Consider the following 8,312-nt stretch of genomic DNA (forward strand, 5'->3'; position numbering starts at 1 on the left):
CTCCCGGGCGCCCGCGCCGCCCGGATGTCCGCGGAGGCGGCCGGACCGGATGCGAGGATGGCGGTGTGACCGCGCATCCCCGGCTCGACGAGCTCATCCGCACCGTCCACGTCCTCCGCGCCCCGGGCGGCTGCCCGTGGGACGCCGAGCAGACCCACGAGTCGCTCGTGCGCTACCTGATCGAGGAGTCGCACGAGCTCGTCGACGCCATCGAGGCGGGGGACCGGGCCGACCTGATCGAGGAGCTCGGCGACGTCCTCTACCAGGTGCTCTTCCACGCCGACCTGGCCGCCGAGAGCGCCGAGCCCTTCACCATCGAGGACGTCGCGGCGCACATGAACGCCAAGATGATCGGCCGCCACCCGCACGTGTTCGGCGACGCCACGGCCGAGACGGCCGACGACGTCATCGCGGTGTGGGACGAGCTCAAGCGCACCGAGAAGCCGCACCGCACGAGCGTGCTCGACGGGATCCCGCAGGGCATGCCGGCCCTCGCGCTCGCCGACAAGGTGATCGGCAAGGCGACCTCGCTGGGCGTCGTGGACGCCGGCCAGGGCCCGCTTCCCATCGAGTCGGAGGAGGACCTCGGCCCGCTGCTGCTGGCCATCGTCGCCTCCGCCCGCGCCCAGGGGCTCGACGCCGAGCGTGCGCTCCGCACCGCGACGCGCGACCTGCAGGACGAGATCCGCGCGGTGGAGCAGGAGCGGCGCGCGGACTGAGGCGCCCGCGGGCCCGCCCCGGCCGATCTGGGAGAATCGCCGTCATGGCCTCCCCGATCACCCCGCCCCGCGGCATGCGCGACTTCCTCCCCGCCGACAAGGCGAAGCGCGAGCACGCGCTCGGCGTCATCCGCCGCGTGTACGCCTCCCACGGGTTCGACGAGATCGAGACGCCCGTGGTCGAGGACTTCGACCGCCTCCACTCCGGGCTCGGCGGCGACAACGAGAAGCTCGCCTTCAGCGTCCTGCGCCGCGGGCTCACCCGCGACGACCTGGCGGCGGTCGACGACGCGTCCGCCCTCGCCGACCTCGGCCTGCGCTTCGACCTCACGGTGCCGCTCGCCCGCTTCTACGCCTCCCACCGCGCCGAGCTGCCGGCCGTCTTCCGCTCGGTGCAGATCGCGCCGGTGTGGCGCGCCGAGCGCCCGCAGAAGGGGCGGTACCGCCAGTTCGTGCAGTGCGACATCGACATCATCGGCGAGCCCGGGCAGCTGGCCGAGGTCGAGCTCATCACCGCGACCGCGGCGGCACTCGACGCGCTGGGCCTCCAGGACTGCACCATCCGCATCAACGACCGCCGCATCCTCACCGGAATCCTCGAGCACTGCGGCTTCGCCCCCGAGCGCTTCGGCCCGGCGCTGATCTCGATCGACAAGCTCGACAAGATCGGCGCCGCCGGAGTCGTCGCCGAGCTGGAGGCCGACGGGCCGGACGCGGCCGCGGTCCTCGGGGGCTACCTCGCGCGGATCGAGGAGGCGGTCGCCGCCGGGGGAGTGGCGCTCGAGCAGTCCGCGATCCTCGACGTGCTGCCCGAGGGCATCGACCCGGAGGCGGTGCTCGCGCTCGAGACCCTGGCCCGGTCGCTGCGCTCGCTGCCCGCCGGCGTCTCGCTCCGCTTCGACCCGACGCTCGTGCGGGGCATGGGCTACTACACCGGCACGATCTTCGAGATCGCGCACCCGTCCTCGGGCTCCTCGGTCGGCGGAGGCGGGCGGTACGACGGGATGATCGGCCGCTTCCTCGGTCAGGACGTGCCGGCCTGCGGCTTCTCGATCGGCTTCGAGCGGATCGTCGAGCTGATCGGCGGTGCCGTCGTCGAGCGCCCCGACGCCGTCGTCCTCGTCCACGAGCGCGACGCGGCGCCCGAGCTGCTGCTCGCGCTCAAGCAGGAGCTGATCGCCCGGGGCTCGCGCGTGCGCCTCGAGCGCCGGGCGAAGAACCTCACCCCGCTGCTGGACCGCGCGGCCGCCGCGGGCTTCACCCGCTTCGCTCTCGTTCCGCGCGATGCCGCCTCCGCCGCCGACCTCTCCTTCAAGGACCTCGGCTGATCCGCGCCGGCGGCGCCGGGTGAGCGACGCCGGCTGCCTGCGCTGAGCCGCGCCCGCGGGAGGGGCCGGGGCCGTCCTGTCGGGCCTGAACTGGGTCTCAGCCGATCCGTCAGAGGATCATGTCGATCTGGTCGGATCCTTGTCGGATCCGTGAGAGCCTTAATACCCGCGAAATCTGCGGACACACCCGAGAAATCTCCCCCGGATAGCGTCGAGGCACCCGATCGGCGCGGCTTGGCGCGCCCGCACGGGCACCCCGTCGCGACCCCGCGCACCCCACCGCAGCAGCCCTGACGATCCCCACCCGAGGAGTCCCCTTGACCCTGTCGCCCCTCCGCTCCCTCCCGGCCTTCGACCGCCGCAGCCTCCTCCGCCTGGCGGGTGTCGCCGGCCTCGCGATCGGCGGCGCCTCCGTCCTCGCCTCCTGCGCCTCCGACTCCTCCGGTGCGTCCGCCGCGGACGGCGGCGACCTCGGCACCCTCAAGGTCCAGCTCTCCTGGATCAAGAACGAGGAGTTCGCGGGCGAGTTCTTCGCCGACTCGAAGGGCTACTTCACCGAGGCCGGCCTGGCGGGAGTGACGCTCACCCCCGGCCCCTCGACGGGCGTGGCCGAGCTCCTCTCGGGCAGCGCGGACGTCGCGCTCAGCGACGCCGTCTCGATCGGCACCGCGATCGCCCAGCAGGAGGCCCCGCTCAAGATCATCGGCGCGACCTACCAGAAGAACCCCTTCACGGTCCTCTCGATCAAGACCGCCGGGAACATCGCCACTCCGGCCGACCTCGCCGGGAAGAAGATCGGCGTCCAGGCCTCGAACACCTCCCTGTTCCAGGCGCTGCTCGCCGCGAACGGCCTCTCCGAGTCGGACCTCACGGTCGTCCCCGTCGAGTACGACCCCTCCGTCCTCGTCAACGGCACCGTCGACGGCTTCATCGCCTACCTGACGAACGAGGCCATCACGGTCGCGGCCGAGGGCTACGAGGTCGTCAACCTGCCCTTCGCCGACAACGGCCTCCCCTTCGTCGCCGAGACCTTCTCGGTGTCGGAGCAGGCGATCGCCGAGAAGCGCGACGCTCTGAAGGCGTTCCTCGTCGCCGAGATCAAGGGCTGGACCGACGCGGTCAACGACCCGGAGGCGGGCGCGATGCTCGCCGTCGAGAACTACGGCAAGGACCTCGGCCTCAACGAGGAGTCCTCCAAGAAGGGCGCCACCATCCAGGCCGAGGAACTGGTCGTCTCGGACGAGACGGTCTCGAACGGCCTCTTCACCATCTCCGAGACGCTGCAGTCCGAGACCATCGCGTCCCTCGCGGGCGCCGGGATCGACGTCACGGCCGAGGACCTCTTCGATCTGACCCTCCTCGACGAGGTCTACGAGGAGAACCCCGAGCTGATGAAGTACGCGGCCTGATCCTGATCCACGAAGGGCACCACTCGTGACCGACACGACCGACGCCGGCACCCTGCGCGACCAGGGTGCCGGCGGCACCGGCATCCAGATCCACGGCCTGTCGAAGACGTTCCGGATGGGCTCGCGCAGCGTCGCGGCGCTGCAGGACACCGATCTCCACACCGACCAGGGCAGCTTCCTCGCCCTGCTCGGCCCGTCGGGGTGCGGCAAGTCGACCATCCTGCGCATCCTCGCGGGACTGGAGGAGCCGACGTCCGGCTCCATCCGGGTCGACGGCCGCACTCCCCAGGAGCTGCGCCGCGACAACAAGCTCGGCATCGCCTTCCAGGACCACGCGCTCCTGCCGTGGCGCAGCGTCATGGCGAACATCCGCCTGCCGTTCGAGATCGCGGGCAAGAGCGTCGACCAGTCCTACATCGACGAGCTGATCGACCTCGTCGGTCTCCGCGGCTTCGAGAAGGCCAAGCCGGCCCAGCTCTCGGGCGGCATGCGCCAGCGCGTGTCGATCGCCCGGTGCCTGATCCTCAAGCCCGAGGTCCTGCTGCTCGACGAGCCGTTCGGCGCCCTCGACGACATGACGCGGCAGAAGCTCAACCTCGAGCTGCTGCGGATCTGGACCGAGAAGCCCGCCACGACGCTCCTCGTCACGCACGGCATCTCGGAGGCGATCTTCCTCTCGGACCGCGTCGCGGTCATGAGCCCGCGCCCGGGACGGGTGAAGGAGATCATCGACATCGACCTCCCCCGCCCGCGCACCCCCGAGATGCAGCGCACCCCCGAGTTCCACGCCTACGTCGACCAGGCCTCCGAGCTGCTGTTCGGCGACGGCAGCGCGGCCGCGGACGACCGCGTCTAGGAGGCACCGTGGCCACCACGCTCCCCGCGGCCCCGCGCCGCACCCTGTCCCTGCCTCCGTGGCTCACCGGGCTGATCGGCGTCGCCGCGATCGTCGCCGTCTGGTGGATCGTGGCGCTCGTCACCGCGCCCACCGGCGCCGCGACCTACGCGCCCGTCCCCACTCCCGTGCAGGTCGTGCAGACCGCGATGGAGGACGGCGCCGGCTTCTACTGGCGCAACTTCTCCGTCACGATCGGCGAGGCGGCCGTCGGCTACTTCTGGGGCAACCTCCTCGCGCTGGTGCTCTCGGCGCTCGTGCTGGTCCTGCCCTGGCTGGAGGGGGTCGTCTCGCAGCTCGCGGTCATCACCTACTGCGTGCCGATCGTCGCCATCGGAGCGATCGTGCTGCTGATCCTCGGTGGTGCGGACGCTCCCGGGAAGGCGAGCGCGACGGCGATCTTCCTGGCCGGCCTCTCGGTGTTCTTCACCACGGTCGTCGGCAGCCTCCTCGGGCTGAAGGCGGCCGACAAGGCGGCGCTCGACGTCGTCACGGTCTACGGGGGCTCGCGCTTCACCCAGCTGCGCAAGGTGCGTCTGATCGCGGCGCTGCCCAACATCCTGTCGGCGCTGCAGATCGCGGTGCCCGCGGCCTTCCTCGGCGCGATCCTCGGCGAGTACTTCGGCAAGATCGAGACGGGCGTGGGCCCGATCCTGGTCGCGGCGCAGGTCTCGCTGAACTCGCCCCGCGTCTGGGCGCTCTTCCTCCTCTGCGCGGGCGTCGCGCTCCTCGGCTACGGCATCGTCGGACTGATCGGGCGCCTCATCGCGCCCTGGTCCTCCGGAAAGCGGGCATGACCATGACGACCACCGTCCCCGACCGCACGGAGCAGTCCACGGCCACGTCGATCCTCGCGGTCGACGAGCTGCGGCGCCAGCTGCGCACGGCCGCCCTCGGCGCGACTCTCAAGAGCCTGCGCAAGAGCCTGCTCGTCGCCCTGTCGACGATCGTGATCGTGCTGGCGATCTGGATCGGTGTGGTCCTCTTCGGCGGGGTCTCGCCCTACGTGGTCAAGGGCCCGTGGGACGTCTGGCAGCACCTGGTGACCGATGCGAAGGCCGCGGAGCACCGCGCCGAGCTGGGCGGCCTCTTCGCCGTGACCATGGGCGACGCACTGATCGGCTTCGCGGCCGGCCTGGTCGTGGCGATCCTCGGCGCGATCCTGTTCCGCCTGTCGAAGGGCATCGAGCACGCGCTGATGCCGTTCGCGATGCTGCTGCGCTCGGTGCCGCTGATCGCGATGGCGCCGCTGATCATCCTCGTCTTCGGGACCGGCTCGATCGCCTCGGTCGCGGTGATCGGCGGGATCGTCGTCCTGTTCCCCGCGCTGGTGACGATCGCCTTCGGCCTCAACAACGCCTCCCCGCAGATGCTCGACGTGGTCGCGGTCTACGGCGGCAGCACCCTCACCGCGATCCGCAAGGTCGCCATCCCCGGCTCGCTGCCCTCGCTCTTCGCCGCGATCCGCATCTCGGTGCCCGGAGCGATCACGGGCGCGCTGCTCGCCGAGTGGCTCTCCACCGGTGCGGGCATCGGCGGGGCGATCAACGCCTGGTCCGCCCAGGCCCGGTTCGCGGACGTCTGGTCGGCGGTCGTGCTCGTGACCGGCGTCTCGCTCGTGCTCTACATGCTCGTGCAAGTGCTCGAGACCTTCGTCCTCTCCCGGATGTCCCTCTCCCTCACCTGACCCCGTCGCTTCCCCCTTCCGCGGGACGCCATTCGAGTGCGGCTCGCCCGGTGGGTCGCATACCCCGGTGGTGTCTCGCGGGAAGGGGGAGGGCAGGGGGAGCGGAGCGACGGGGCCGGGTCAGACGGTGACGATCGCGTCGACGCGGTGGCCGGCCAGCATCTCGCGGCCCCCGAGCCCGTCGAGCTCCATGACCACCGCGATCCCCTCGAGGCTCCACCCGGCGCGCTCGATCAGGCGGCGGCTCGCGTCGAGCGTGCCCCCGGTCGCCAGCACGTCGTCGACCAGCAGCAGGCGCGCGCCGCGGGGCGCCGCGTCCTCGTGCACCTCCAGCATCGTCTCGCCGTACTCGAGGGTCGCCTGCTCGCGCAGCACGGCCCGCGGCAGCTTGCCGGGCTTGCGGATGGTCACGACGCCGAGACCGGCCGAGTAGGCGGCCGCCGCGGCGAGCAGGAAGCCGCGCGCCTCCACGCCCGCGATCGCGTCGATCCGTCCGCGGTAGGGCTCGATCAGCGCGTCGGCCACCGCCCGCAGGGCCTCGCCGTCGCCGAAGACCGGCGTGAGGTCGCGGAACAGGATGCCCGGGCTCGGGAAGTCCGGGACGACGGCGGTGAGACGGTCGACGTGGTCGGCGGCGGTCGTGGTCACGGGGAACCTCCGGGTCGGCGGGTGCGCCCGGGCCGTCCGGCGATCGGGCCCTGGGAGTCTACGACCGGCCGCGGTCTCCTGCGCTTCGGAGGCGGTCAGTAGACTCCTTCCCGACCGCTCCCGTCTCCGGGAGCCCACCCGTCAAGAGGAGATAGTTGTGGCCCTTATCGAGGCAGTCGTCGCCCGAGAAATTCTGGACTCCCGTGGCAACCCCACGGTCGAGGTCGAGGTCCTGCTCGAGGACGGCGCGTCCTCGCGAGCGGCCGTCCCGTCCGGCGCCTCCACCGGCGCGTTCGAGGCGTACGAGCTCCGCGACGGCGACTCCGACCGCTACCTCGGCAAGGGCGTGCAGAAGGCCGTCGACGCCGTCATCGACGAGATCGGCCCGGCCATCGAGGGCTTCGACGCCACCGACCAGCGCCTCGTCGACGCCGAGCTGATCGAGCTCGACGGCACCGAGAACAAGTCCCGCCTGGGCGCGAACGCGATCCTCGGCGTCAGCCTCGCCGTGGCCAAGGCCGCCGCGCAGTCGTCGGACCTCGACCTGTTCCGCTACGTCGGCGGCCCGAACGCGCACACCCTGCCCGTGCCGCTGATGAACATCATCAACGGAGGCGCGCACGCCGACACCGGCGTCGACATCCAGGAGTTCATGGCCGTCCCGCTGGGCGCCGAGTCCTTCTCCGAGGGCCTGCGCTGGGGCGTCGAGATCTACCACGCGCTCAAGGCGCAGCTGAAGAAGGCCGGCTTCGCCACCGGCCTCGGCGACGAGGGCGGCTTCGCCCCCGACCTGCCCACCAACCGCGAGGCGCTCGACTTCATCCTCAAGGCCGTCGAGGCCGCCGGATTCACCCCCGGCAAGGACATCGGGCTCGCGCTCGACGTCGCCTCCTCGGAGTTCTACGAGGACGGCGCCTACACGTTCGAGGGCAAGAAGCTCTCGGCCGAGGAGCTCTCCTCCTACTACGCCGACCTCGTCGCCAACTACCCGCTGGTCTCGATCGAGGACCCGCTGGACGAGGACGACTGGGCCGGCTGGACCCACCTCACCGCGGCCATCGGCGACAAGGTGCAGCTCGTCGGAGACGACCTGTACGTCACCAACCCGGTGCGCCTCGCCCGCGGCATCGCCGAGAAGGCCGGCAACTCGATCCTGGTCAAGGTGAACCAGATCGGCACGCTCACCGAGACGCTCGACGCCGTGGCCCTCGCCCAGCGCAACGGCATGACCGCGATCCTCTCGCACCGCTCCGGCGAGACCGAGGACACCACCATCGCCGACCTCGCGGTCGCGGTGGACGGCGGCCAGATCAAGACCGGCGCCCCGGCCCGCTCGGACCGCGTCGCGAAGTACAACCAGCTGCTGCGCATCGAGGAGATCCTGGGAGGTGCGGCGACCTACGCGGGTCGCTCCGCCTTCCCGCGCTTCTCCGCGTAGTCTCGGCACGCCGGAGCGGCCCCGGAGCCCAGCACCTCGGTGCGGGCGCCGGGGCCGCTCCACTTCCCCCGCCGCGATCGAGGAGGCACCCGCCCATGGCCCGTCCGCCCCGCCGCCCGCCTCGAGGGAGCCCTCCGTCTGGAAGGCGCTCTGCGCCAGTCCGATGCGCAGGCCCGGCGGCAGGAGCC

The 8,312-nt window shown here is 71.7% G+C and carries 8 protein-coding genes; 7 read left to right on the plus strand and 1 reads right to left on the minus strand.

The window, feature by feature from the left end:
• The first annotated feature begins 65 nt into the window (after positions 1 to 65).
• The 6 genes from C5C82_RS08610 (at position 66) to C5C82_RS08635 (ending at position 6,038) form a co-directional block, all read left to right on the plus strand.
• A complete protein-coding gene (locus C5C82_RS08610) occupies positions 66 to 719 on the plus strand; it encodes a MazG family protein (RefSeq protein WP_104222356.1) in 654 nt (217 codons plus the stop codon).
• Between the two features lie 44 nt (positions 720 to 763).
• Complete coding sequence (hisS, locus tag C5C82_RS08615) at positions 764 to 2,047, plus strand: histidine--tRNA ligase (RefSeq protein WP_104295496.1); 1,284 nt, start codon at positions 764 to 766, stop codon at positions 2,045 to 2,047.
• A gap of 317 nt (positions 2,048 to 2,364) precedes the next feature.
• Positions 2,365 to 3,456 carry an ABC transporter substrate-binding protein gene (locus C5C82_RS08620; RefSeq protein WP_258059873.1) on the plus strand — a complete coding sequence of 364 codons (1,092 nt, stop codon included), beginning with the start codon at positions 2,365 to 2,367 and terminating at the stop codon, positions 3,454 to 3,456.
• A 115-nt stretch (positions 3,457 to 3,571) separates the two neighbouring features.
• Positions 3,572 to 4,312, plus strand: a complete 741-nt coding sequence (locus C5C82_RS08625) for an ABC transporter ATP-binding protein (RefSeq protein ID WP_104295533.1) — start codon at positions 3,572 to 3,574, stop codon at positions 4,310 to 4,312.
• A gap of 8 nt (positions 4,313 to 4,320) precedes the next feature.
• Positions 4,321 to 5,148: an ABC transporter permease gene (locus C5C82_RS08630; RefSeq protein ID WP_258059477.1), complete on the plus strand. Its 828-nt coding sequence runs from the start codon at positions 4,321 to 4,323 to the stop codon at positions 5,146 to 5,148.
• Positions 5,145 to 6,038, plus strand: coding sequence for an ABC transporter permease (locus C5C82_RS08635; protein ID WP_104295495.1), 894 nt, complete (start codon positions 5,145 to 5,147; stop codon positions 6,036 to 6,038). Before C5C82_RS08630 ends, C5C82_RS08635 begins: the two co-directional genes overlap by 4 nt.
• Positions 6,039 to 6,158: 120 nt before the next feature.
• On the opposite strand, the gene C5C82_RS08640 is transcribed toward C5C82_RS08635, so the two are convergent.
• Entirely contained in the window at positions 6,159 to 6,686 is a 528-nt protein-coding gene (locus C5C82_RS08640) for an adenine phosphoribosyltransferase (RefSeq protein ID WP_104292313.1), read from the minus strand.
• Positions 6,687 to 6,843: 157 nt separating this feature from the next.
• On the opposite strand from C5C82_RS08640, the gene eno reads away from it, so the two are divergent.
• Positions 6,844 to 8,124 (plus strand): phosphopyruvate hydratase, encoded by a 1,281-nt coding sequence (gene eno, locus C5C82_RS08645; RefSeq protein WP_104222361.1) that lies wholly within the window; start codon positions 6,844 to 6,846, stop codon positions 8,122 to 8,124.
• Positions 8,125 to 8,312: the final 188 nt, after the last annotated feature.

Origin of the sequence: Rathayibacter sp. AY1D5 (genome assembly GCF_002932515.1) — a bacterium.
In the GTDB taxonomy this organism is placed as follows: domain Bacteria; phylum Actinomycetota; class Actinomycetes; order Actinomycetales; family Microbacteriaceae; genus Rathayibacter.